The organism is Pseudomonas sp. SGAir0191 (assembly GCF_002812565.2).
Lineage (GTDB): Bacteria > Pseudomonadota > Gammaproteobacteria > Pseudomonadales > Pseudomonadaceae > Aquipseudomonas > Aquipseudomonas parafulva_B.
The window spans coordinates 4082414-4106138 of the sequence record NZ_CP025035.2 but is presented as its reverse complement, the minus strand read 5'-3'; the positions used below and the strand labels follow the sequence as shown (position 1 = coordinate 4106138).

The 23725-nt window shown below is 60.0% G+C and carries 22 protein-coding genes, 1 tRNA gene and 1 pseudogene; 19 read left to right on the top strand and 5 right to left on the bottom strand.

All coding sequences use genetic code 11. From position 1 onward, the window contains the following. Window positions 1-252 precede the first annotated feature (252 nt). The 12 genes and pseudogenes from cyoA (at window position 253) to CWR53_RS18390 (ending at window position 12224) form a co-directional block, all read left to right on the top strand. Window positions 253-1197: a ubiquinol oxidase subunit II gene (gene cyoA, locus CWR53_RS18445; protein ID WP_058606012.1), complete on the top strand. Its 945-nt coding sequence runs from the start codon at window positions 253-255 to the stop codon at window positions 1195-1197. 3 nt (window positions 1198-1200) lie between these two features. Continuing rightward, window positions 1201-3219 (top strand): cytochrome o ubiquinol oxidase subunit I, encoded by a 2019-nt coding sequence (gene cyoB / locus CWR53_RS18440; RefSeq protein ID WP_058606013.1) that lies wholly within the window; start codon window positions 1201-1203, stop codon window positions 3217-3219. A gap of 3 nt (window positions 3220-3222) precedes the next feature. Continuing rightward, window positions 3223-3843 carry a cytochrome o ubiquinol oxidase subunit III gene (cyoC, locus tag CWR53_RS18435; protein ID WP_058606014.1) on the top strand — a complete coding sequence of 207 codons (621 nt, stop codon included), beginning with the start codon at window positions 3223-3225 and terminating at the stop codon, window positions 3841-3843. Then, a complete protein-coding gene (cyoD, locus tag CWR53_RS18430) occupies window positions 3843-4175 on the top strand; it encodes a cytochrome o ubiquinol oxidase subunit IV (RefSeq protein WP_058606015.1) in 333 nt (110 codons plus the stop codon). The genes cyoC and cyoD overlap by 1 nt, the downstream gene beginning before the upstream one ends. Window positions 4176-4186: 11 nt before the next feature. Next, window positions 4187-5074, top strand: a complete 888-nt coding sequence (gene cyoE / locus CWR53_RS18425) for a heme o synthase (protein WP_100852200.1) — start codon at window positions 4187-4189, stop codon at window positions 5072-5074. Window positions 5075-5367: 293 nt separating this feature from the next. Continuing rightward, window positions 5368-6576 (top strand): alanine transaminase, encoded by a 1209-nt coding sequence (gene alaC / locus CWR53_RS18420; RefSeq protein ID WP_058606017.1) that lies wholly within the window; start codon window positions 5368-5370, stop codon window positions 6574-6576. Between the two features lie 128 nt (window positions 6577-6704). Then, on the top strand, window positions 6705-7832 hold the full coding sequence (locus CWR53_RS18415; protein WP_100852199.1) for a hypothetical protein: 1128 nt from the start codon (window positions 6705-6707) through the stop codon (window positions 7830-7832). A gap of 146 nt (window positions 7833-7978) precedes the next feature. Next, window positions 7979-8362: a YkgJ family cysteine cluster protein gene (locus CWR53_RS18410; protein WP_058606019.1), complete on the top strand. Its 384-nt coding sequence runs from the start codon at window positions 7979-7981 to the stop codon at window positions 8360-8362. 207 nt (window positions 8363-8569) lie between these two features. Then, window positions 8570-9133 carry a GNAT family N-acetyltransferase gene (locus tag CWR53_RS18405; protein WP_058606020.1) on the top strand — a complete coding sequence of 188 codons (564 nt, stop codon included), beginning with the start codon at window positions 8570-8572 and terminating at the stop codon, window positions 9131-9133. A 79-nt stretch (window positions 9134-9212) separates the two neighbouring features. Next, the gene (locus tag CWR53_RS18400; RefSeq protein WP_058639710.1) at window positions 9213-9752 is read left to right on the top strand and encodes a hypothetical protein; all 540 of its coding nucleotides are present in this window, start codon (window positions 9213-9215) and stop codon (window positions 9750-9752) included. Between the two features lie 18 nt (window positions 9753-9770). Then, window positions 9771-10157, top strand: coding sequence for a lysozyme inhibitor LprI family protein (locus CWR53_RS18395; RefSeq protein WP_100852198.1), 387 nt, complete (start codon window positions 9771-9773; stop codon window positions 10155-10157). Window positions 10158-10860: 703 nt separating this feature from the next. After that, a pseudogene (locus CWR53_RS18390) lies at window positions 10861-12224 on the top strand (IS3 family transposase). Between the two features lie 340 nt (window positions 12225-12564). On the opposite strand, the gene mnmH reads toward CWR53_RS18390, so the two are convergent. Together mnmH and selD are read right to left on the bottom strand one after the other, a co-directional pair. Beyond that, a complete protein-coding gene (gene mnmH, locus CWR53_RS18385; protein WP_100852197.1) occupies window positions 12565-13698 on the bottom strand; it encodes a tRNA 2-selenouridine(34) synthase MnmH in 1134 nt (377 codons plus the stop codon). Beyond that, window positions 13698-14732 (bottom strand): selenide, water dikinase SelD, encoded by a 1035-nt coding sequence (gene selD, locus CWR53_RS18380; RefSeq protein WP_058604348.1) that lies wholly within the window; start codon window positions 14730-14732, stop codon window positions 13698-13700. The genes mnmH and selD overlap by 1 nt, the downstream gene beginning before the upstream one ends. Before the next feature lie 195 nt (window positions 14733-14927). Here selD and CWR53_RS18375 point away from each other — a divergent pair, with 195 nt between their 5' ends. The 4 genes from CWR53_RS18375 to phnE are packed head-to-tail and all read left to right on the top strand — an operon-like array spanning window position 14928 to window position 18182. Continuing rightward, the gene (locus CWR53_RS18375) at window positions 14928-15782 is read left to right on the top strand and encodes a putative selenate ABC transporter substrate-binding protein (RefSeq protein WP_100852196.1); all 855 of its coding nucleotides are present in this window, start codon (window positions 14928-14930) and stop codon (window positions 15780-15782) included. An 8-nt stretch (window positions 15783-15790) separates the two neighbouring features. Further along, window positions 15791-16597 (top strand): phosphonate ABC transporter ATP-binding protein, encoded by an 807-nt coding sequence (locus CWR53_RS18370; RefSeq protein ID WP_058604496.1) that lies wholly within the window; start codon window positions 15791-15793, stop codon window positions 16595-16597. After that, the gene (locus tag CWR53_RS18365) at window positions 16591-17418 is read left to right on the top strand and encodes an ABC transporter permease (protein ID WP_100852195.1); all 828 of its coding nucleotides are present in this window, start codon (window positions 16591-16593) and stop codon (window positions 17416-17418) included. The genes CWR53_RS18370 and CWR53_RS18365 overlap by 7 nt, the downstream gene beginning before the upstream one ends. Continuing rightward, window positions 17415-18182, top strand: a complete 768-nt coding sequence (gene phnE / locus CWR53_RS18360) for a phosphonate ABC transporter, permease protein PhnE (protein ID WP_058604351.1) — start codon at window positions 17415-17417, stop codon at window positions 18180-18182. The genes CWR53_RS18365 and phnE overlap by 4 nt, the downstream gene beginning before the upstream one ends. Before the next feature lie 33 nt (window positions 18183-18215). Here the strand turns inward: phnE and CWR53_RS18355 are convergent, their stop codons facing one another. Further along, window positions 18216-19109, bottom strand: a complete 894-nt coding sequence (locus tag CWR53_RS18355) for a bestrophin family protein (protein ID WP_058604352.1) — start codon at window positions 19107-19109, stop codon at window positions 18216-18218. 243 nt (window positions 19110-19352) lie between these two features. On the opposite strand from CWR53_RS18355, the gene CWR53_RS18350 reads away from it, so the two are divergent. Continuing rightward, on the top strand, window positions 19353-20408 hold the full coding sequence (locus CWR53_RS18350) for a diguanylate cyclase (protein ID WP_100852194.1): 1056 nt from the start codon (window positions 19353-19355) through the stop codon (window positions 20406-20408). Here the strand turns inward: CWR53_RS18350 and CWR53_RS18345 are convergent, their stop codons facing one another. After that, window positions 20409-21056, bottom strand: coding sequence for a trypsin-like peptidase domain-containing protein (locus CWR53_RS18345; RefSeq protein ID WP_100852674.1), 648 nt, complete (start codon window positions 21054-21056; stop codon window positions 20409-20411). It lies immediately after the preceding gene. Between the two features lie 277 nt (window positions 21057-21333). Next, window positions 21334-21418: transfer RNA gene (locus CWR53_RS18340), tRNA-Leu, on the bottom strand. 105 nt (window positions 21419-21523) lie between these two features. Between CWR53_RS18340 and queA the strand changes: the two genes are divergently transcribed. Then, window positions 21524-22573: a tRNA preQ1(34) S-adenosylmethionine ribosyltransferase-isomerase QueA gene (gene queA / locus CWR53_RS18335; protein ID WP_100852193.1), complete on the top strand. Its 1050-nt coding sequence runs from the start codon at window positions 21524-21526 to the stop codon at window positions 22571-22573. 14 nt (window positions 22574-22587) lie between these two features. Next, window positions 22588-23703: a tRNA guanosine(34) transglycosylase Tgt gene (gene tgt, locus CWR53_RS18330; RefSeq protein ID WP_178091268.1), complete on the top strand. Its 1116-nt coding sequence runs from the start codon at window positions 22588-22590 to the stop codon at window positions 23701-23703. The last annotated feature ends 22 nt before the right edge of the window (window positions 23704-23725 follow it).

Sequence of the window (23725 nt, the reverse complement as noted above, 5' to 3'; positions counted from 1 at the left end):
ACTTCGTCAAGTTTCGCCCAACGGCGATACCGGGCGGACCCCCCTCCGCGTTTTCCGCACCAAATGGAATTGGTCTGCTATACAGGCCTTTGCCTACGAAACCAAAAGCACCGCTAACTCGCTTGAAGCCAAGGTCCTGCAGTCGGGCCCGGGCAGGAGCGGGTACGGGCGCGCAATGCCTCACTTGGTTGGACGAAGTGTTGGCTATCAAACACCAATTGCATTGAAGCAAGCTGATCTAGAGGTCGTGAGATGAGTAAAAAGCGTTACCCCAGACTGTTTGGCATATTGCCCTTTTTAGGCATGCTTTTACTCAGTGGGTGCAACTGGACCCTGCTCGACCCGAAGGGACAGGTCGGCATTGAGCAAAAGAACCTGATCCTGATCGCAATCGGCCTGATGCTGCTGGTCGTCGTGCCAGTCATCATCATGACCGTGGTGTTCGCCTGGAAGTATCGCGCTTCCAACAAGGCAGCCACCTACACCCCTGACTGGTCGCACTCGACCAAGATCGAGGCTGCGGTGTGGATCATCCCGATCCTGATCATCATCGTGCTGGGTTACGTGACCTACAAGTCCACCCACAAGCTCGACCCGTACCGTCCTCTGGATTCCGACGTGAAGCCCGTGCAGATCGACGTCGTCGCGCTAGACTGGAAGTGGCTGTTCATCTACCCGGAACAAGGTATCGCCACGGTCAACAAGATCGTATTCCCGGCCAATACCCCGGTCAATTTCCGCGTCACCTCCGACGCCGTGATGAACTCGTTCTTCATCCCGGGCCTGGGCGGCCAGATCTACGCCATGGCGGGCATGACCACCAAGCTGCACCTGATCGCCAACGAAAACGGCGTGTTTGACGGTATCAGCGCCAACTACAGCGGTGCTGGCTTCACCGGCATGAAATTCAAGGCTACTGCCACGTCCCAGGAAGACTTCGAGAAGTGGGTCGCCGAAGTCAAGCAGTCGCCGAAGAAGCTGGACAAGGCCGAATACGAAGCCTTGGCCAAACCAAGCGAAAACAACCCAGTCACGCTGTATAGCGAGGCCTCGCCTGACCAGTTCCAGCTGATCGTCGACAAGTACGAAGGCATGAACCGCGGTCGTTCGAGCCACGAAGAAGCTGGCAGCAAAGACCTGGCCACTACCAAGGGTGTGGAATCGAGTATGCAACCAGCTGCCGGTGCAGAGGAGTAAGAGATGTTCGGTAAATTAAGCCTGGAGGCGATACCCTATCACGAGCCGATAGTCATGGTGACACTCGCCATAATCGCGCTCGGTGGTATCGCTGTCGTTGGTGCAATCACCTACTTCCGCAAGTGGTCCTACTTGTGGACCGAGTGGTTGACAACCGTCGACCACAAGAAAATCGGGGTGATGTACATCATCGTCGCGATGGTCATGCTGCTGCGCGGCTTTGCCGACGCCATCATGATGCGGACCCAGCTGGCTGTTGCCACCGGTGGTTCCGAGGGCTACCTACCGCCTGAACACTATGACCAGATCTTCACCGCCCACGGTGTGATCATGATCATCTTCATGGCGATGCCATTCTTCACCGGCCTGATGAACCTCGCGGTTCCTCTGCAGATCGGTGCACGTGACGTGGCCTTCCCGTTCCTGAACTCCCTGAGCTTCTACCTGCTGCTGGCAGGCGTGCTGCTGGTGAACATCTCGCTGGGCGTTGGTGAATTCGCCAAGACCGGTTGGGTTGCCTATCCGCCGCTCGCGGGCATTCAGTACAGTCCGGGCGTGGGTGTCGACTACTATATCTGGGCGCTACAGCTCTCAGGATTGGGTACGACACTGACAGGCGTGAACTTCCTCGTCACCGTGATGAAGATGCGCGCACCTGGCATGAAGCTGATGGACATGCCTATCTTCACCTGGACCTGCACCTGGGCAAACGTCCTGATCGTGGCTTCGTTCCCGATCCTGACCGCTGCACTGGCACTGCTGACCGTTGACCGTTATCTGGACTTCCATATCTTCACCAACGAGCTTGGTGGGAACCCGATGATGTACGTCAACCTGTTCTGGGCGTGGGGTCACCCTGAGGTTTACATCCTGATCCTGCCGGCCTTCGGCGTGTTCTCGGAAGTCACCTCCACCTTCTCCGGCAAGCGCCTGTTCGGCCACCACGCGATGATCTACGCATCGGGTGCGATCGCTGTACTGGGCTTTGCGGTTTGGCTGCACCACTTCTTCACCATGGGTGCCGGCGCCAGCGTCAACACCTTCTTCGGCCTGGCAACGATGCTGATCTCCATCCCGACGGGTGTGAAGCTGTTCAACTGGCTGTTCACCATCTACCAGGGCCGTCTGCGCTTCACCGCGCCGATCCTCTGGACCCTGGGCTTCATGATCACCTTCTCCATCGGTGGCATGACCGGCGTTCTGCTGGCTGTACCGGGTGCTGACTTCGTGCTGCACAACAGCCTGTTCGTGATCGCCCACTTCCACAACGTGATCATCGGTGGTGCGGTATTCGGCTACATCGCCGGCTTCGCCTACTGGTTCCCGAAAGCCTTCGGTTTCACCCTGAACGAGAAGTGGGGCAAGGCTGCCTTCTGGTTCTGGATCTCGGGCTTCTACGTGGCGTTCATGCCGCTGTACGCACTGGGCTTCATGGGTATGACCCGTCGTCTGAACCACTCGGACAACCCACTGTGGGAACCCTACCTGTACGTTGCCGTGGTTGGTGCCGTGCTGATCCTGTTCGGTATCGCCTGCCAGCTGATCCAGCTGTTCGTATCGGTTCGCGATCGTCACCAGAACCTGGACGTGACCGGCGACCCATGGGGCGGCCGTACCCTGGAATGGTCGACTTCCTCGCCACCTCCGTTCTACAACTTCGCCCACATGCCTGAGAAGGTTGGCCTGGATGCCTGGCACGAAGCCAAGGAAGCCGGTGTTGCCTACAAGGTGCCGGGCAAGTACGAAGCGATCCACATGCCGAGCAATACCTCTACCGGTTTGTTCATGGGTCTGTTCCTGACCATCTTCGGCTTCGCTTTCATCTGGCACATCTGGTGGCTGGTCGGCGCAAGCCTGGTTGCAACCATCGCTGTCTTCGTTCGCCACGCTGCGCGTGACGACCAGGGCTACATGGTTCCGGCCGAAGAAGTGGCGCGCATCGAAGGCGAGCGCATGAAAGCGTTGGCCAATGCAGGTGCTCTGCCTGCCGGCGCACGTGTCGAATCGTTTGAGCGGGTGTAATCAATGTCCAGTCAAGTAATGCACGGTGCTCATGGTCACGACCATGGGCACGACGATCACCACCACGACTCGGGCCAGATGACCGTACTGGGCTTCTGGCTGTACCTGATGACCGACTGCATCCTGTTTGCGTCGCTCTTCGCCACCTACGCGGTGCTGTCCGGCAGTTTTGCCGGCGGCCCGTCGGGTCATGACATCTTCCAGCTCGATTTCGTAGCTGTTGAAACGCTGTTCCTGCTGCTGTCCTCGATCACCTTCGGCTTCGCCATGCTGAAGATGTTCGCCGGTAACAAGGCAGGCGTCCTGGGCTGGTTGGCTGTGACCTTCCTGTTCGGTGCAGGCTTCATCGCGATGGAAATCTACGAGTTCCATCACCTGATCGGCGAAGGCTTCGGCCCGAACCGCAGTGGCTTCCTGTCGGGCTTCTTCGCCCTGGTGGGCACCCACGGTCTGCACGTGACGGCTGGTCTGATCTGGATGGCAATCATGATGTACCAGATCAACAAGCACGGCATCACGCCGACCGCCAAGACCCGCATGAGCTGCCTGAGCCTGTTCTGGCACTTCCTGGACGTAGTCTGGATCTGCGTATTCACCGTCGTCTACCTGCTGGGGGTTCTGTAATGGCTAACGCACACGACACTCATCACGAAGGCAGCCACGGCAGCGTCAAGTCGTACATGATCGGTTTCGTCCTGTCGATCATCCTGACCGCGATCCCGTTCGGCCTGGTGATGTTCCCAAGCCTGCCGAAGAACCTGACCGTTCTGGTCGTTGTGGCCATGGCCGTGATCCAGGTGGTGGTACACCTGGTGTACTTCTTGCACATGGACCGCTCGAAAGGGCAACGCAACAACGTATCGACGTTCCTGTTCACCGTCATGGTGATCGCGCTGCTGGTTGGCCTGTCGCTGTGGATCATGTTCAGCATCCACGCCGAAATGCTGGCCAAGTGAGGTAAGACTGCATGTCCGTTAAGCACTTTATCCAAATCACCAAACCGGGGATCATTTTCGGTAACGTGCTTTCCGTGGCAGGCGGTTTCTTCCTTGCCGCGAAGGGCCATGTGGACTTCGCCCTGCTGCTGGCAGTGGTTTTTGGTACTTCCCTGGTGGTGGCGTCCGGTTGTGCATTCAACAACTGCATCGACCGCGACATCGACCAGAAAATGGAGCGCACCAAGAACCGCGTGATGGTACAGGGTGGCATGTCACTGCCCCTCGCGCTGATCTATGCCACCCTGCTTGGGGTGGCGGGTTTCAGCTTGCTCTACGTCCAGGCCAACCCCTTGTCCGCGTACTGCGCACTGATCGGCTTCGTGGTCTATGTGGGCTTCTACAGCCTGTGGCTCAAGCGTAAATCGGTGCACGGCACCTTGGTCGGCAGCCTGTCCGGTGCCATGCCGCCTGTCATTGGCTATTGCGCTGTCAGCAATAGCTTCGACCTGGCGGCTGTGACCCTGCTGGTGATGTTCAGCCTGTGGCAGATGCCGCACAGCTTTGCCATCGCCATCTTCCGCTTCAAGGACTACAGTGCCGCAAACATTCCGGTATTGCCGGTGGCGCGCGGTATCCTGGCTGCGAAAAAACAGATCGTGCTGTATGTGCTGGCATTCGTGCTTGCGACCTTGATGCTCACCCTCGGCGGTTACGCCGGCCTCGGCTACATGGCCGTGGCAGCTGCCATGGGCCTTTACTGGCTGTACATGGCATGGGGTGGCTACAAGGCCGAAGATGACAGCAAGTGGGCACGCAAAGTGTTTGGCTTTTCCATCCTTACCGTCATGGCCTTGAGCCTGATGATGGGTGTGGATAGCCAGACGGCTGCTGACGTGCTGATGACCTACGCACGCTGAAACCAACGCCTGCTTCACGAAAACCCCGGCCTGTGTGCCGGGGTTTTTTTTACCTATGCGGGGCCTGTCGCTGGTAAGCCAGGTGACGGGCCCGGTACACAGCTTTCTTTTTTGGCTTACCAGCATGGGACTATCCGTGTGCAGCTGGCAAAAAATGCTCCTGAATAGATCCAAAAAAACAGTAAATTACCCTTTACAAGTCGGCTCTATCGGCACTATCTTCTGAATCAGGCCGCCCCATGCGGTCAGCGTCGCTCGGACGGTTCCGGGCGCTTACGTTTTCAGAGGAAACCATGGCTAATCCAGGTTTGCCGCGCCGCTTTGCGCGCATCGATCGTCTCCCGCCCTACGTCTTCAACATCACTGCCGAGCTCAAGATGGCTGCCCGCCGCCGTGGCGAGGACATCATCGACCTGAGCATGGGTAACCCCGATGGCGCCACGCCGCCGCATATCGTCGAGAAGCTGGTGCAGGTCGCTCAGCGCGAGGATACCCATGGCTATTCCACATCCCGCGGCATCCCACGCCTGCGTCGCGCCATCTCGAACTGGTACAAGGAGCGCTACGAGGTCGACATAGACCCTGAAGAAGAGGCTATCGTCACCATTGGCTCGAAAGAGGGCCTGGCACACCTGATGCTGGCCACCCTGGATCAAGGCGATACGGTACTGGTGCCCAACCCCAGCTACCCGATTCATATCTACGGCGCTGTGATCGCCGGGGCCCAGGTGCGTTCTGTTCCGCTTGTGCCGGGCGTGGACTTCTTCAACGAGCTTGAGCGGGCCATTCGCGAGTCCATCCCCAAGCCCAAGATGATGATTCTCGGCTTCCCGTCCAACCCGACCGCCCAGTGCGTGGAGCTGGACTTCTTCGAGCGCGTGGTGGCATTGGCCAAGCAGTATGGCGTGCTGGTGGTGCACGACCTGGCGTATGCCGACATCGTCTACGACGGCTGGAAAGCGCCGTCTATCATGCAGGTGCCTGGCGCCAAGGACATTGCGGTGGAGTTCTTCACCTTGTCTAAAAGCTACAACATGGCCGGCTGGCGGATCGGCTTCATGGTCGGTAACCCCGAACTGGTCAACGCCCTGGCGCGCATCAAGAGTTACCACGATTACGGTACATTCACGCCTTTGCAGGTGGCTGCCATCGCAGCGCTGGAAGGGGATCAGCAGTGCGTACGGGAGATTGCCGAGCAGTACCGTCAGCGTCGCAATTTGCTGGTCAAGGGCTTGCACGAGTTGGGCTGGATGGTCGAAAACCCCAAGGCGTCCATGTACGTCTGGGCCAAGATCCCGCCTGAGTACGCACACCTGGGTTCGCTCGAGTTTTCCAAGAAGCTCCTGGCCGAGGCCAAGGTGTGTGTGTCGCCAGGTATCGGCTTTGGCGACTACGGTGATGACCATGTACGGTTCGCCCTGATCGAAAACCAGGATCGGATCCGTCAGGCCATTCGCGGGATTCGCCAGATGTTTCGGGCTGACGGGCTGGCGCGCAAGTAGCCCTCGACGGCCTGCCGCTGGTTTTTCCGGCGGCAGCGCTGCGCTCAATGGCGGGGCGGACTTCCGTATGTTCCCTGTCCCGCTAACTGGTTAATTTCGGCACTCATTTCTTTCACGATGATAGTGACATGAGTGTTTTTACCGCCTATTTCTGTGGGACAGGTTCCCATCGCTTCGACGACACCAACACCAATTTCTGGAATGGCGAACTGGTTTCGACCCTGGCCAGCCATGACCAGGGCCGCGAGTTTGCCCACTGGGTCGCTGTCGACGGTCCGGGCAGCGGCAATCTTCAGGACGACAGCCTGTTCGTCGATCCCGGCGGTTATTACAACTGGACAGGGCAGTTGTTTGGCCGCGGCTGGGAAGAAAACGTCAGCCATGTGCTTCAGATCATCAAAGGTGAAAGCCGCTGGCAGCGCACCAAACTCAGCGAGGCCGAATATGAGCGGCTCAAAGATGCCGGCGTCCCTGTGCCGGAAGTGGCTTCGACCGCTTCGTGGTTCTGGAGAACCTATGACTACGGTGACCGCCAGCCTACGCCGCAGGCACTACAGGAACGCATCATTCATCTGTTTCGTAAGCCGCTTGTGCCTAAACAGGTCAACCTGGTCGGCTGGAGTCGCGGCGGCATCAGCTGCCACATGCTGGCCAATGCCATGGCCAAGGACCCTGAGCTGTGCGATGTCCCGGTCAATATTTTTACCATTGACCCGGTTCCAGGCATTGGCAATGTGCAGCCAGAGCGCGTGATGCTGTCGGCCAATGTGCGTGAGTACGTAGGGTTCTACTCCCGTGACGAACGCTCCAAAGGGTTCGCCTGTGTGGTGCCAGGCGTGCAGCCCGGTACGCGGATAGGCGTGTTTCCCATGCCGGGTCGGCACGCGACGCTGGTGGGGAACGCGTCGGTTGACGGTGCTGGCAGCGGCCAAGTGCTGGTCGAGCCGGGCTTGGTGGTCAGGCACTACGCCGAAGTGTGCCTCAGGCGCTGGGGTGTCGAATTGGCCAAGTGCCTGGACTTGAGTGAGGAACAAGTGATGGGCTATCACAAGGCAATGGCGGACTGTGAAGACCAGTACCAAGCAATGCGTCGCAAGTCCTACACCGTCATGACCGAAGGTAGCCGTGACGACAGGCTGTTACATCAGGGCACCCGGCAAACGACCTTCAGCCATGTCCGCGGCGATCCCTATTGCCCAGCTGCAGGTCTTGGCCTGACGCATTGCGATGGGGATACCTATAAAGCGTTGCGCTAACTTGACCCGAGGGGGAAGAGGGTGTCTGGTGACAGTCAATCGCCTGCAGTTATTTTTTTCTGCCCCTCTATTCAATCACCCCCGCTTGGCCCGAGAATGGCTGCTCGGGCCAGCCCCGATCTCAACCACCTTCCTTCCGTGCAATCATGTCCGAATATAACCCTTGCCTTGACTGCGGCGCTTGCTGCGGGTATTTCCGTGTGTCCTTCTTCTGGGGTGAATGCCAGTCCTCCGGCGGTGTGGTGCCTGACGATCTGGTGGTGCAGGTGAGTCCGTCTCGGGTGGCCATGATTGGCACCGACGCCAAGCCCTGCCGTTGCACTAGCCTGCAGGGCGAGGTGGGGCAAGGCGTTGCCTGCGCCATCTACGCCAACCGTTCCAGCACTTGCCGGGAGTTCGAGGCGTCGTGGGAAGGGGGCGTACACAACCCACGCTGTGATACCGCCCGGGCCGCCTACGGTCTACCGCCATTGACTCCGCCTGGGGCCAATGAGCCCCATTGGCCCGATGATGGGGCTGAGGTCGCCTAAGTCGGCATGTAGGCGTTCGCTTATGAGCGTCCTTCACCTGAGTCCATGACATGGAAGTCGGGCATAGTCGCAATCTTTGACAAGGCTGAGACGCGCAGTTGAGCGTCCTGGCTGTCATCTGTGCACCGCCGTGGAGTTTTGCAATGCCTGAAGGCCGCGCTTGACGCTAAACTGTCATCTTACCCAGCAATGGACAGGTGAGCCGGCGTGACCCCACCCCGAAGTTTCCCGAGTGATCTGTGTCTCGATAGCCCGCGCCTTTACCTGCGCCCCATGCGCCACGCAGATGCGGCAAAGTGGTTGGCGATCATGGCCGACCCGGAAGTCATGCGGTACTGGCACCACGCGCCCTGGCAGAGTCTGGCTGAAGCCCAGAGCGCACTGGCAGCTGATCGTGAGGCGTATGCCAATGGTGAGCAACTCAAGCTTGGCATGTATCGCCGGGACAACGGCGAGCTGATTGGCATGGTTCAACTGTTCAACATCGACGACACCTCCCGGCGAGGTGAGATCGGCTATTGCCTGGCCAGCGCCGTGCAGGGAAGGGGGTATATGGATGAAGCATTGACGTGCTTTATCGACTACATCGCCAATACCCTGCACATGCGCCGCCTGGAAGGCGAGATCGACCCTCGCAACCAAGGCTCGGCGCGAACGTTGGAGCGCCAGGGATTTGTGCTGGAGGGCACCCTGCGGGCGCGCTGGTGCGTAGGCGGTGAGCTATCCGACTCGGGCATCTACGGGCTGCTGCTCGAACCGCCGGTGGCTTGAAAGATTGCGAATACCCAGTTTGGAAGCGGGGGATGACATGGGTTATGGTCATCCCCTGTACCGTCCTTCCAGGTGTCCTTTGCCCGCTTTTTATCTCAGCATCACGCTCCTGCTTTACTTGGTCGCTTTGTGCTTCGATGGCGCCTCGATGAGCGATGGCCACCACATGCCCGCCCTGCAGATGTTGCTGTACGGGCCTTGGGGCGTACCCTTCGGCCTGAACCAGTGGTTCGCCAACCCATTGCTCGCCCTGGCCATTCTGGCGCATCGGCGCTTTCGCCGCTTGGCCCTGCTGCTAGGGCTTTGTGCTCTGTATCTGGCGGCAACCAGTTTGGGTATCGACCGCCTGCCGGACAATCAAAGTTATGAGTTTCACGATCTGACAGGTCTGGCGGCAGGGTTCTATGTGTGGGTGGCGGCCATGCTGGTATTTTGCCTTGGTCAGGGCTGGTACTGTTTGAAAGCGCGCCAGGCTGCTGATATGCCTGGGTGGAATTGGGCGGACGTTACCCTGATTGCGGCATTGGCGGTGACGTTGTATGCCGCCACGCAGATGCCGTCGTTGCGCTTCGAGCCGAGCAGGGTATTAATGCCGCCGGAGCAACCTCAAACGCTTTGACACTCAAGGAGAGTTTGCATGATCAAGCACTACCTGGCGGGGCTGGCATTGGCGTGCTGCACGCCGCTGGCGATCGCCGCCGAACCTTCTCCAGCCTATACCCGCTGTATGGAGGGTGCCTCCAGTACCCTGGCCATGGGTGAATGCCTCAAGGCCGAGACGCAGGCACAGGACCAACGCCTGAACCGCGTCTACAAGCAGCTGATGGGTAAACTGTCGGCGGATCAGCAAAAAAGTCTGCGTGATGTGCAGCGAAAGTGGCTGGTCTATCGGGATGGCAACTGCCAATTTCATCGCAAGGCCAGTGGCGGCACAATGGCGCAGCTGGAGGGCGGGACCTGCCTGATGGACATGACCCGAGAGAGGGCGGCGGAACTTGAGCGGGTTATGGAACCGCAGCGGTGATGAGTTCTAAACTTGCCACGGTATATGTCTTCTGTAGGATAAAACGTGCAGCGGCTCCAAGCGTTGAGGCAGTGCGCTAATGACTGGGGCCGCTGCGCGGCCTATCGCGGCGCAAGGCCGCTCATACATAGAACTGTGTAGTATTCAAAGGATTTGCAAGCGTCAACTCATCTATTGAATTTATACATTGCAGTTGCAGTTGCAGTTGCTTCTAAGCGCGCGGTAGCTCAGGCGCCGCAGATCGCGACTTCAGGAGGCCGAGCGCAGGGCTTGCGGAGGGAGGTGACAGGCATGGATGCCTGTCAAGCGCTGGGCCCCAGGATGGGGCCTGCAGCGCGGTCCTCCCGGGAGCAAGCCCGGAGCGAGGGAACCCCGGAGCGTAGCGTAGGGGCCGGATGATAGGAGCAGGCGGTTTTTGCTTACTTTTTGACAAGACAAAAAGTGAGCCGCCGTAAGGGCGGAAAGGTGACTGTGCGCCACCCTCGCCAATGTATACCAACCTGCAGTATGCGCCCACGCTTTGAAGTTTGAAGTTTGAAGTTTGAAGTTTGAAGTTTGAAGTTTGAAGTTTGAAGTTTTATTGCTGAGTGTGGGTATTGAAAGAGAGCATACTCTATTTGCGATGGCGACGCTTAATCACCTTTTCGCCATTACGTGAACTGACCCCCGAATGTTGGACACCTATCTCACCGGAGGGTGTTCCATGACGAAATACAACCTGGCGCTCAAACAGGCACTCATCGAAGAGTGCCTTTCTGCTCCTAGCATTCATGAAGTGGCGCTAAAGCATGACCTCAGTCCATCGATGCTACGTCGGTGGGTAAAGGGCTATGAAAAACACGGCGCAGCCGGTTTAAGTGCCAAGTACAGCCGCTACGATGCCCAGTTCAAATTGAAGGTTTTGCAGTGCATTGAGCAAGAAGGATTGTCTGCCCAGCAAGCCTGCATCTAGTTTGATATCCGTGGTCCAAGTAGCATCAGGCAGTGGAAAAGGTTGTATGATCAAGGCGGAGTTGAAGCACTTCATCCGCATCATACCCGAGAGTTGAGCATGCCCCGTAAGCCATCGAAAAAAACCAGCGCAAGTCCTCCTACCGCTTCGGATAGCGACCTGACACCCGAGCAAATGCTCGAAGAGCTGGAATATCTGCGTGCGGAGAATGCTTATCTAAAAAAGCTCGATGCCTTGATCCAAGCGGACCCTCGCACTGCGCAGGCGAGAAAACGAAGGCTGTCCAGGGATTGAGGCACGGGCATCGACTCGCTCTGCTGTTACGTGCTGCCGGGCTTGCACGTAGTACCTTTTATTACCAAAGCAAGGTGTTGTTGACTGACAAGCATGCGGCTTTGAAAGAGAGTATCAACAACGTCTATCACGAGCATAAGGGACGGTATGGCTATCGCCGGATCACTGAGACCCTCAAGCACAACGGTCGGATGATTAATCACAAGAAGGTGCAGCGACTGATGCAGCTGATGGGTCTCCAGTCGCTGGTCAGGGCGAAGAAATATCGCTCGTACCGAGGCTCAGAGGGACTGGTTGCGCCTGATCTGCTCAGGCGAGAATTCAAGGCAGGAGCCCCTAATCAGAAATGGGCAACCGACGTGACAGAGTTCAAAGTGAAGGGGCAGAAGCTGTTTCTTTCGCCGTTGATGGACCTGTATAACGGCGAAATCCTCGCTTATCAGATTAACCGGCGCCCGGAGTTCAAGATGGTCTCGGCAATGCTTGAGCAAGCCTTTGAGCGGCTGAATCCAGGTGATAAACCGATATTGCACTCCGATCAAGGATGGCAGTACAGGCAGCCCACTTACCGGCATATGCTGGCCGAGAAGAACATTGAGCAGAGTATGTCGCGTAAGGGCAACTGCCTAGACAACGCCGCAATGGAAAGTTTTTTCGGCACACTCAAGAGCGAATATTTTTACCTGGAGTCGTTTGAAAATGTCGAGCAGTTGGCTTCAGGACTTGATGATTACATCGCTTACTACAACCAAAAACGCATCAGCCTCAGACTTAATGGCCTGAGTCCGATACAATTTCGGACCCACGCGCTGGCCCCATAGCGCTCACTGTCCAACTTTTGGGGGTCAGTTCAACGGCGAGTCACTTTTTGTCAAACGCGACAAAAAGTAACCAAAAAACGCTGCGCTCCATTCATACGGCCCCTACGCTGCGCTTCGGGGTTCCCTCACTCCGGTCTTGCTCCCGGGAGGACCGCGCTGCAGGCCCCATCCTGGGGCCCAGCGCTTGACAGGCATCCATGCCTGTCACCTCCCTCCGCAAGACCTGCGTTCGGCCTCCTGAAGTCGCGAAGATCAAGATCAAGATCAAGATCAAGATCAAGATCAAGATCAAGATCAAGATCAAGATCAAGAGATGAGTAGGGTCGAGAGCTGAGAGTTGCTAACCTAATCTGGCTGCTTGACTCAATCCTATCCCTCGCCGCGCGCGTTGCTCCAGATACTCCCGCACCTGCACAGCATCCCCAACAAACTCGATCCGCTCGGCCTTCGCCTTACGCTGATAGGCATACATCGGGTCGTAGTACTCGTTGAGCAACCCCTCGATCCAGCCTCGGTGCAGGTCCACGCAGCCACTACGCAATTGCTCTCCCAGGGCCTGCTCGAGCAGCGCGGTGAGCCGCTGATGGCGCTCACCGCCCAGGCGCTTGCGGATGTTGGCCATGCTCTGCAACATGCGCTGCGCGAACAATTGCTGCCCGGCTTGCTCGCCATGCAGGGCGATGAACTCGGCACTGAGGTCGATGACATAGTCACGCAGGATGCGCTCGACCCGGCCATCGAAACTGTCCTCCAGCCACACCAGCGGGTAGTGCTGCATGCCCTGATACAAAGACAAAGGCACCGTGCAACTGCCAACGATGCGGCCTTCATCCTCCAGCACGAACTGGCCAATGCCTTGCGCGCGCTTTTTCAGCACATCGATGGCCAGCTGGTTCTCGAAGTCGATCTGAGCCGGTTGCCCGGTGGCGCGTTTGCCAAAGCTCGACCCGCGATGATTGGCATGGCCTTCAAGGTCCAGTACGTTGCCCAGCTGTTGCAGCACATCGGTCTTGCCAGTACCGGTCAAGCCGCCAACCAACACGAAATCGCACTCGCTTACGGCCTGCTCCGTGGTCTCGAGCAGGTAGTTGCGCATCGCCTTGTAGCCCCCGGTGATACGCGGGTAGCGAATACCGGCTTCATCGCGCAACCACTCTTGGACGATCTGCGAGCGCAGGCCGCCACGAAAGCAATACAGATAGCCTTCCGGGTGAGCCTGGGTGAATGCCACCCACGCCTCCAGACGAGCCTGCTTGGTGGCGCCGCCCACCAGTTGATGACCCAGGGCGATGGCGGCAGCCTGGCCCTGCTGCTTGTAACAGGTGCCAACCTTCTGCCGTTCCACATCGTTCATCAGGGGCAGGTTGACCACGCCGGGAAAGGCGCCCTTGGCAAACTCGACGGGCGCACGCATGTCCATCATCGGCACATCGTCAAGGAACAACTGGCGGAAATCAGTGCAGTCGGGCCGCATCAGACGACCTCGACTGCGTGGCGCTGTCGCTCCGCCAGGTAGCCGATAGGCGACAGCTGCAAGCCCAGGTCAGCGGCTGCCGCGAGAAATGCGTCCTCACCTTCCGGGGTTACGGCCACCAGCAACCCGCCGCTGGTCTGCGGGTCGCACAGCAAGTGCTTCTGATCGTCACTGAGCGCGCCTAGCTTGTGCCCGTAGCTCTCGAAGTTGCGCAGCGTCCCCCCTGGAATGCAGCCGGCGGCGAGGTAGTGCTCGACACTCGGCAGGCGGGGCACCTTGGCGTAGTCCAGGTGTGCGGTCAGGCCGCTGCCTTCTGCAAGCTCAACCAGATGGCCGAGCAGGCCGAACCCGGTGACGTCCGTCATGGCCTTGACCCCGTCGAGCTTGCCAAAGCGGCTGCCTGGTGTGTTCAGGGTACACATCCAGTCGCGCGCCACGCCTCGATCCTGCTCGCGCAGCACGGCTTTCTTTTCGGCGGTGGTGAGGATGCCGATGCCCAGGGGCTTGGTCAGATACAGGCGGCAACCCGCCGTGGCGGTGTCGTTGCGCTTGAGATGGCGCTTGCTGACCACGCCGGTCACCGCCAGGCCGAAAATCGGCTCGGGTGCATCGATGGAATGACCACCGGCAAGCGGGATACCGGCTTCGGCGCATACCGCTCGGCCACCGCGGATCACCTCACGGGCAACCTCTGGTGCCAGGACGTTGACGGGCCAGCCCAGGATGGCGATGGCCATCAGGGGGTCACCGCCCATGGCGTAGATATCGCTGATGGCGTTGGTTGCCGCGATGCGGCCGAAATCGTAGGGATCATCGACGATGGGCATGAAGAAGTCGGTGGTCGACACCACACCGCGCTCCTCGTCCAGGGCATACACGGCGGCATCGTCGCGCGACGCATTGCCGACCCAGAGCTTCGGGTCCAGGGCCTGGGCACCGCTTTCGGCCAGGATGACGTCCAGCACCTTGGGGGATATCTTGCAGCCACAGCCGGCACCGTGGCTGTACTGGGTCAGGCGAATCGGCTCGCTCATGTGTACCTCGGCAGGTCAATTTATCGCGCGATTGTAGCAAAGCTGGTCATTGGGACTGCGGCTCTTATAATCGTCGGGTCAATGACTCGCATCGAGCTGCAAACTGCACGTCGGCAAGGCAGCCCACCTGCACTGCCTGTTATTGCGCGCAGCCTCGAACTCACCCCATTCCCCGCTATTGAACCGGAGAAACCCATGCTCAAACGTCCCTTGGCGCTCGCCGCCAGCCTCGTGCTGTCCTGCTGTGCCCTGGCCGTCCAGGCCGCAGAGACACTGCGTGTCAGCGCCATTCCCGACGAAGCGCCCACCGAACTGCAACGCAAGTTCAAACCCTTGGGCGAATACTTGTCCAAGCAGTTGGGCATGCAGGTGAAGTTTGTGCCGGTGGCTGACTACCCGGCCGTGGTCGAGTCGCTGGCCTCCGACCGGCTGGACTTGGCGTGGCTGGGCGGGTTCACGTTCGTGCAGGTGCACCTGAAGGACCCGACTGCCACGCCGCTGGTGCAGCGCGAGCAGGACGCCCAATTCACCTCCAAGTTCATCACTGCCAACCCTGCGGTAAAAAGCCTGGCGGACCTCAAGGGCAAGTCCTTCGCCTTCGGGTCAATTTCTTCCACGTCCGGTAGCTTGATGCCACGCTATTTCATGCTCAAGCAGGACAACATCAAACCTGAAGGGTACTTCAGCCGCGTAGCCTATTCCGGTGCCCACGACGCCACCGTGGCCTGGGTACAGGCTGGCAAGGTCGATGCCGGTGTGCTCAACGCCAGCGTCTGGCAGAAACTGGTGGACGCCGGCAAGGTCGATACCGCCAAGGTGCGCGTGTTCGCTACGACCCCGACCTACTTCGACTACAACTGGACGGTGCGTGGCAACATGGACCCGGCCCTCAAGGAGAAGATCAAGCAGGCCTTCCTGAACCTTGACCCCGCCGATCCAGAACAGAAAGCCATTCTCGACCTGCAGGCAGCCAGCCGCTTCGTCGAAACCAAGCCGGAAAACTACGCGGGCACCGAGCAAGCCGCCCGCGAGGCTGGCTTGCTCAAGTGACGTCTGCCGTGCCTTCTGAGGCAGTCATCGCGCTGCAAGGCGCAAGCTTGCGGCATGGCGCGGTGCGCGCCCTGGAGGGCGTGACCTTGCGCATTGCGCAGGCTGAGCGCGTCGCCATCATCGGCCCATCGGGGGCGGGCAAGTCCAGCTTGCTGCACTTGATGGCCACGGCGACCAGGCCGAGCAGCGGCCGTCTGGAGGTGCTCGGGCAGCAGCCATGGGCGTTGTCGGCAGGGGCCCGGCAGCGCCTGCGGGCCCAGGTAGGTCTGGTTCACCAAGCGCCGCCACTGCCGCCGCGCCAGCGGGTGGTCACTGCCGTGCTGGCGGGCCGTCTGGGCCAGTGGGGGCTTGGTCGCAGCCTGCTCAACCTGCTGTATCCCTGCGATGTGCCTGGTGCGCGCCAAGCCTTGGCCGAACTGGGGCTAGCAGACAAGCTGTTCGTGCAGTGCGGTCAACTGTCCGGTGGCCAGCTTCAGCGGGTGGGTATTGCGCGGGTGCTGTATCAGCAGCCTCGTATCATGCTCGCCGACGAGCCGGTGTCGGCGATGGACCCGGTATTGGCCGATCACAGCCTGGCGCTGCTCAACCGGCATGCCCAGGCCACTGGCGTGGCGCTGGTAGCCAGCCTGCATGCGGTCGAATTGGCTCTGGCCCACTTTCCCCGGGTGATCGGCATACGCGAAGGGCAGGTGCTGTTTGATTGCCCAGCCGAGGCGGTGACCGATGAGCTGCTGCAAGCGCTGTATGCCAACGAGCAGCTGGTGGCCAAGCACGGCGTTAATGCGAGCCCCCACGTGCAGTTGCCCAGATGCTGAACGCCAGTCAACGTGATCCGGCAATGGCGCCAAGAATACTGATCGGGTTGCTGGCCATCGCGATCCTGTGGCCGGGTATCCAGTTGAGCGAGTTGAACCCAGCCGTGCTGTTACAGGCCGAAAACCGCGAGCAGATGGCGAGTTTCACGGGGGCATTCTGGCCACCTGCACATGAGCGCGACTTTCTCGAGCTGTTGCTTGAGGCCACCCTGCAGACCTTGGCTGTGGCCACCGCCGGCATGGCGCTAGCCTGGCTGCTGGCCGTGCCGGCAGGGTTGCTGGCCAGCCGCGCCTTGTCCCTGAGCGCTGCCTCACGTGGCGGGCGCCCGGGTGCCTGGTCGCGCCTGGTGCGGCTGCCCGTACGGGGCGTGCTGATCTTCCTGCGCAGCGTGCCTGAGATCGTCTGGGCACTGTTGTTCGTGCGCGCCGTAGGCCTCGGGCCCACGGCCGGGGTGCTGGCAATCGCCATTACCTACAGCGGCATGCTGGGCAAGGTGTATGCGGAAATCTTCGAATCGGTGGACCAGCGGCCCGCCCACGCTTTGTTGCAGGCGGGCAGTGGACGGCTGGCCGCCTTTTTCTACGGCATCTTGCCCAATGCCGTCAGCGAAGCGGTGTCCTACACGGTATACCGGTGGGAATGTGCAGTACGGGCATCGGTGGTGATGGGGTTCGTGGGGGCCGGCGGGCTGGGTCAGCAGATCGACCTGTCCATGCGCATGTTCGCTGGCGCCGAGGTAGCCAGCATGTTGTTGACGTTCCTGGCCTTGGTGATGCTTGCCGATGGGCTCAGCCGCCTATTGCGCGGGAGGCTTGCATGAATCGGCTGATCAACCTGGCCCTGTTGGCCGCGCTGCTGGCAGCCATCGTCGGTTCGTTCGCTTATTTGGGGTTGGATTTCGGGGCATTGATCGGCAATGGTGGGCTGGCCCAAATGGGTGAGTATGCCGGACGGTTCCTGACCCCGGACCTGTCCAGCGAGCATCTGCGTGCGGTGGCGCATGGCGCATTGGAAACCCTGGCCATGTCCGGTATCGGCACGTTGCTGGCTGTCGTCATGGGCCTGTTGCTGGCGCTGCCGGCGGCGGGCCGGTTTGGCTGGCCGTTGCAGGGGCTGGCCCGGTTGCTGCTCAATGCGCTGCGCGCCATTCCGGAGCTTGTGTGGGCCGCGCTGACCGTGCTGGCAGCTGGACTTGGGCCAAACGCTGGCACACTGGCGTTGGCGCTGCACACCGCCGGCGTACTGGGGCGTCTGTTTGCCGAGGCGCTGGAAAACGCCTCGCCTGAACCTGCCGCAGCCATTCGCCTGCAAGGCGCGGGGCAGGTAGCAGCCTTCTGCTACGGCACCTTGCCTAACCTGTGGCCGCAGTTGCTGGCCTACAGCTTGTACCGTTGGGAAAACAATATACGCATGGCCAGTGTGCTGGGCTTTGTGGGTGCTGGAGGCTTGGGGCAGATGCTCTACACCACCTTGAGTCTGTTTCAGGAAGCCCAGGCCAGTACGGTGATCATCGGGATGCTGGTGCTGGTGTTCCTGGTCGATGCGCTCAGTGATGTACTGCGCCAGCGTTTCGTAAGGGCCTGATCAGGCCAGCGGCCCTGCGGCCGCTGCCTGTTCTCAAGCGCTCACGGCCTCGGCCGATTGCGCCCCGCGCTGCATCGACTCCAGGTTGCGCTCGATCGTCTCGCAGATGGTATCCATCTGGATCTGGTGTTCGCTGAAGCGGAATGGGCTCTGCAAGTCGGTACCGATGCGCTCGATCGCCAGCAGCATGAAGCCTACAACCGTGGAGGCCAGGGGCGTGAACCATTCCAGCGACTCCACCAGGCCGACCGGTACGATCAGGCAGAACAGCGTGATGAACAACCGGGGGAAATAGACATAAGGGTAGGGCAGTGGCGTATTGGCGATTCGCTCCATGCCCCCTTGTGCATTGGACAAGTCCACCAGCGTGGACTCAAGGCGAGCCAAGCGGATGCTGTCCAGCCGGCCCTCCTGATATTCCCTGGCCAGTAACGCGGCCGAGCCACTCAAGATGTCATTGGCAAAATTGTTGGAGCCGTGGTGCCGCTCAAATTCTGCCTCAGGGATAAACGCCACCAGCTCCTGCGGGCATTTCTCCCCCTTCAGGTGCGCCGCCAGGCAGTTGATGTAGGCGATGTGCCGACGCAGCAGGGTCGCCTTGACCGGATTGAGCCCATCGTCGGGGTCATCGATCAGGGTCAGCGTCTGGCGGGCGAAGCTGCGGGAACTGTTGACCAGGGCACCCCACAAAGTACGTGCTTCCCACCAGCGGTTGTAGGCGCTGCTGTTGCGAAAGCTCACCAGCACGACCAGCGCCGAACCCATCAGCGAAAGCGGTATCAGGGGCAGAGTGAACTTGCTGTTGAGAAACAGCATGAAATCAATAGTGACCAGTACGTCCCAGATCAGCAGCCAGAACAATGACCAACCGATGTAGCCGAAGGTTTTCACGACCAAGCGGTATTTGCGGAGGATGACGTCTTTCAAATGGCGCACCTTTACGGGTTCAGGACCTTGGATCGGACGTCGGGTAGCGCCGAAGGTTCTGGACGGTGTTGTTGCAACGCATGTGGGCTGACAGATGCTGGCGTAACATCCGCAGGCTGTGTGCATTTCATCCAGACGCATTTGCCGGCCTGATTTGGATGGTGGCACAATGCCTTGCCTCAGCATGCACATGCTCCGCAGTTGTGCCCTGCACCTTCAGCCTTATCTTCTCGGTACCCCGCCATGAACGAGCGCACCGGCACAGGCCTTTCCTTCGCCAAACGCATGTATGCCCCACGCGCCATCGGAACTGGCCTAGGCTTCTTTTGTGTGATGATCGGAATCGCGCCATTGCAGCCAGGGGGATGGGTGTGGGCGCTGTTACTGGCACACGGTTTTGTCTGGCCGCACCTGGCGTTTCAGATTGCTCGGGTATCCGCCCAGCCCTACAAGACCGAACAGCGCAACTTGGTGGTCGATGGATTCGCCGGGGGTTGCTGGGCGGGTGTCATGGGGCTCAACCCACTGCCCAGCGTGATCATCCTGTCGATGATCGCCATGGACAAGATCGCGGCAGGCGGCTGGCCCCTATTCATGAAAACGGTACTTGCCCAGGGTATCGGCATCGCCCTGGGCCTATGGCTGTTCGCGCCGCCGCTTTTTCCGGCCACCACGCAGGCGCAGATGCTGGCGTGCCTGCCGATCCTGCTGATCTACCCCATGGCCATCGGCATGATCTGCTATCAGGTGACCGTCCAGTTGGGCCAGCATAAACGTGCACTGGCCCGCCTGAGCCAGACCGACAGCCTCACGGGCTTGCGCAATCACGGGGCGTGGCAGGAACTGCTGCTGCGCGAATTTATACGTTGCCGAGCCAGCACAGGGAGCAGTTGCCTTGCCCTGATCGACGTCGACCACTTCAAGCAGATCAATGACCGTCATGGCCATCAGGTGGGTGACAATATCCTGCGGGTGATCAGTGCCACGCTTTCCTTGCACTTGCGCAAGCATGACCCTGCGGCGCGCTATGGCGGGGACGAATTCTGCGTGATGCTGCCTGACACGACGCCAGGGCAGGCAAGGGAAGTGCTTGAGCGGCTGCGCCTGGCCGTGGAGGCGTTCCGCGACCCAGCGCTGCCGCACCTTAACCTGAGCCTGAGCATCGGTATCGCCCCTTACCATGCAGGCATTACCGATGCCCAAGCCTGGCTGCATGCCGCCGATATGGCGTTGTATGCCGCCAAGCGCGCCGGGCGAAATTGCATCGTCCTGGCGCCCCAGGCCTCTGAACCCGCCTGATCAGGGTTTTGCAGCCACAGCCACAAAGCCTTTGACCGACGTTGGGGCCTGAGGCTTGGACTTGCGCGCCAGCATGTACTGGTAGCGCCGCCACTCCTTGTCGATCTCGCTGAAGGACATGAACACGCTGACCCGGTCCTTGCCCACCAGGTCCGGTCGCCTGAGGGCATCAATGCCGCTGGTGGGGATGATGGCGATGTTGATGCCTACCACGTTACCGTCATCGGCGAATACCGGGCCGCCAGACATCCCCTTGGTGATCGGCCCGTCGTGCACCGAATAGAACACGCTGCCAGGGGTGCCATCGAGCCGGACCAGTGACGAGAGCGCGTGGCCCTTGCCCTGCACGGGCATCATCAAGCTGTTGTAGCCCACCGCCGTAACCGCTTCTCCAGGCACATATTGACGCCAACGCGGTATTTCACTGGCCTTGTGCTTGAAGAACACCACATCGCCCAGGCCTTCATGGACCACGTTGCGCAGGAAAGGGGTGTGTTTGGCGGTGACTGCATAATCCGCATTCCACTGGATGGCGCTTGCCATCAGCAGCATGGGCAGCGGCGCTCCGGACGTCACCACGAAAGCTTGACTGTAGACCGGGTCTGAAACGTAGGACGTTGGCACTCCATTGCACCCACTCAGCAGCATCATTGCCGCCATACAGGGCGCGGTTGTTTTCATTGATCACACAAGGGAAGGGGGTTGAGGGGAGCCGCACTATGGCTAAATGCCATCAGTTAGGCAATGCGTTCGGCTTTTATCCGACGAAGTGAGGGTAGGCGGCGGGTATGGCCACTGGCCAATAGCATTGCTGCATGGTCAGTCACCAGCGAATCAATGGGCTGACGCCAGGCAAATGTGATGCACTGAGCGGTTTTCACGGCGCAAAAAAAAAGCCGACCATTTAAGGTCGGCTTTTCGGATTTGGTGCCCCGAGGGAGACTCGAACTCCCACTCCTTTCGAAAACGGATTTTGAATCCGCCGCGTCTACCAATTCCGCCATCAGGGCGTGGCGCGCAGTATAGAGAGGTGCCGTCGGTCGGTCAATCGTCTTTCATGGTCAATTTTCATTCCTTGGGCTAAACTTCCCGGCCCTGCCGAACCGAACATCATCATGCGCGTTGCCGATTTCTCCTTCGAACTTCCCGATACCCTGATCGCCCGCCATCCATTGGCCGAGCGCCATGGCAGCCGCCTGCTGGTGCTCGATGGGCCAAGCGGTGCACTCGAGCACCGACAATTCCCCGATCTGCTCGGCTACCTGCGCCCTGGCGACCTGATGGTGTTCAACAACACCCGGGTCATTCCGGCACGGCTGTTCGGCCAGAAGGCGTCCGGGGGCAAGCTTGAAATGCTGGTCGAGCGCGTGCTCGACAGCCATCGCGTGCTGGCTCACGTGCGGGCGAGCAAGGCGCCCAAGGTGGGCGCGGTCATTCTGGTGGACGGCGGTGGTGAAGCTGAAATGGTCGCGCGCCATGACACCTTGTTCGAGCTGCGTTTCACCGAAGAGGTGTTGCCGCTGCTCGACCGGGTTGGTCACATGCCGCTGCCGCCCTACATCGATCGCCCTGACGAAGGCGCCGACCGGGAGCGCTACCAGACGGTCTACGCCGAAAAGGCAGGTGCTGTCGCCGCCCCCACGGCGGGCCTGCATTTCGACGAAGCGCTGCTCGAGCAGATCGCCGCCAAGGGGGTAGAGCAGGCGTTCGTTACCCTCCACGTGGGGGCCGGCACATTCCAGCCAGTGCGGGTCGACAAGATTGAAGACCACCACATGCATAAGGAATGGCTCGAAGTGAGCCAGGCTGTGGTCGACGCCATCAAGGCCTGCCGCGCCCGTGGCGGGCGTGTGATCGCCGTGGGCACCACCAGTGTGCGGTCGCTCGAAAGCGCCGCCCGTGATGGCCAGCTCAAGCCCTTCAGCGGTGACACCGATATCTTCATCTACCCCGGTCGCCCGTTCCACGTGGTCGATGCGCTGGTCACCAACTTCCACCTGCCCGAGTCCACGCTGCTGATGCTGGTCTCGGCCTTCGCCGGTTACCCCGAGACCATGGCTGCCTACGCGGCGGCGGTCGAGCAGGGGTACCGCTTCTTCAGTTACGGTGATGCCATGTTCATCACCCGCAATCCGGCGCCTCGCGGCCCCGAGGAGCAAGCATGAGTCGCACCTGCCGAATGTCCTTCGAACTGCTGGCCACCGACGGCAAGGCCCGTCGTGGCCGCATCACCTTCCCCCGTGGCACGGTCGAAACCCCGGCGTTCATGCCGGTGGGCACCTATGGCACGGTCAAGGGCATGCTGCCCCGTGACATCGAGGCCATTGGCGCCGAGATGATCCTGGGCAATACCTTCCACCTGTGGCTGCGCCCGGGCACCGAGGTAATCAAGAAGCACAACGGCCTGCACGATTTCATGCAGTGGAAAGGCCCGATTCTTACCGATTCCGGTGGCTTCCAGGTCTTCAGCCTGGGCGCCATGCGCAAGATCAAGGAAGAAGGCGTGACCTTCGCCTCTCCCGTGGACGGCTCCAAGGTGTTCATGGGCCCGGAGGAATCCATGCAGGTGCAACGCGACCTGGGCTCGGACGTGGTGATGATCTTCGACGAGTGCACCCCGTACCCTGCCGAGCACGACATCGCTCGTACCTCCATGGAGCTGTCGCTGCGCTGGGCCCAGCGCTCGAAGAACGCCCATGCCGACAACACCGCCGCGCTGTTCGGCATCGTTCAGGGCGGCATGTACCAGGACCTGCGCATGCGCTCGCTGGAGGGGCTCGAGAACATCGGCTTCGACGGCCTGGCCATTGGCGGCCTGTCGGTGGGTGAGCCCAAGCACGAGATGATCAAGGTGCTGGACTACTTGCCAGGGCAAATGCCGGCTGACAAACCTCGTTACCTTATGGGGGTAGGCAAACCGGAGGATCTCGTTGAGGGTGTGCGCCGCGGCGTCGACATGTTCGACTGCGTGATGCCTACGCGCAATGCGCGCAACGGCCACCTGTTCGTCGACACGGGGGTGATCAAGATCCGCAACGCGTTCCATCGCCATGATGAATCGCCACTGGATCCGACCTGTGACTGCTACACCTGCAGCAACTTCTCCCGCGCCTATCTGCATCACCTGGACAAGTGCGGCGAAATGCTCAGCAGCATGTTGAATACCATCCATAACTTGCGCCATTACCAGCGCTTGATGGCCGGTTTACGCGAGGCTATTCAACAAGGTAAATTGGCCGCCTTCGTCGACGCCTTCTACGCCAAGCGCGGGCTTGTTGTACCGCCCTTGGACTGACTGTCTGCATCCATTATTAAAA